This window comes from Hydrogenophaga sp., assembly GCF_031426985.1.
GTDB lineage: Bacteria > Pseudomonadota > Gammaproteobacteria > Burkholderiales > Burkholderiaceae_C > Hydrogenophaga.
Genome location: NZ_JASJOY010000191.1, coordinates 1 through 1,025, shown reverse-complemented (window position 1 = coordinate 1,025; position 1,025 = coordinate 1). Strand labels below are relative to the sequence as shown.

Below are 1,025 nucleotides of genomic sequence, written 5' to 3'. Positions count from 1 at the left end.
CATGTAGGTGCTCACGCCCATCTTGGACATGATCTTGGACAGGCCCTTGCCGATCGCCTTGACGTAGTTGTAGATCGCCTTCTCGGCGCTCAGATCGCCCGGCAGCTCCTGGTGGATGGCCTGCAGCGTTTCCATGGCCAGGTAGGGGTGCACGGCTTCGGCGCCGTAACCGGCCAGCACGGCGAAGTGGTGCACTTCGCGCGCGGTGCCGGTCTCCACCACCAGGCCGGCGGTGGTGCGCAGGCCTTCACGCACCAGGTGCTGGTGCACGGCCGACAGGGCCAGCAACGCGGGCACGGCCACCTGGGTGCGGCTGACGGCGCGGTCGCTGATGATCAGGATGTTCTTGCCACCCTTGATCGCGTCCACGGCCTCGGCGCACAGCGAGGCCAGCTTGGCCTCCACGCCTTCCTTGCCCCAGGCGGCGGGGTAGGTGATGTCCAGCGTGGCGCTCTTGAACTTGCCCTGCGTCACCGATTCGATGTTGCGCAGCTTGGCCATGTCGGTGAAGTCCAGCACCGGCTGGCTCACTTCCAGGCGCATCGGCGGGTTGACCTGGTTGATGTCCAGCAGGTTGGGCTTGGGACCGACGAAGGACACCAGCGACATCACGATCGCTTCGCGGATCGGGTCGATGGGCGGGTTGGTCACCTGGGCGAACAGCTGCTTGAAGTAGTTGTACAGCGGCTTGTCCTTGCCCGAGAGCACGGCCAGCGGGCTGTCGTTGCCCATGGAGCCGATGCCCTCTTCGCCGTTGGCGGCCATGGGGCTGAGCAGGAACTTGATGTCTTCCTGCGTGTAGCCAAAGGCCTGCTGGCGGTCCAGCAACTCGGGGGTGACGCTCTCGGCGCCTGTGGACTGCGGTTCGGTCTGGCCGATGGGCAGCTCCTGTGCATCCTCACCGGCGACCGGTGTTTCCACGTCGTCCAGGCGGATACGCAGGTTGTCGATCCACTGCTTGTAGGGCTTGGTGTTGGCGAGGTTGGCCTTGAGCTCCTCGTCGTCGATCATGCGGCCCTGCTCCA

At 65.3% G+C, this 1,025-nt stretch carries 1 protein-coding gene; it reads right to left on the bottom strand.

The features are described from left to right. Positions 1-1,025, bottom strand: a 1,025-nt coding sequence (locus tag RMP09_RS20190) for a glutamate synthase central domain-containing protein (RefSeq protein ID WP_310567765.1), incomplete at both ends; no start/stop codon positions are given.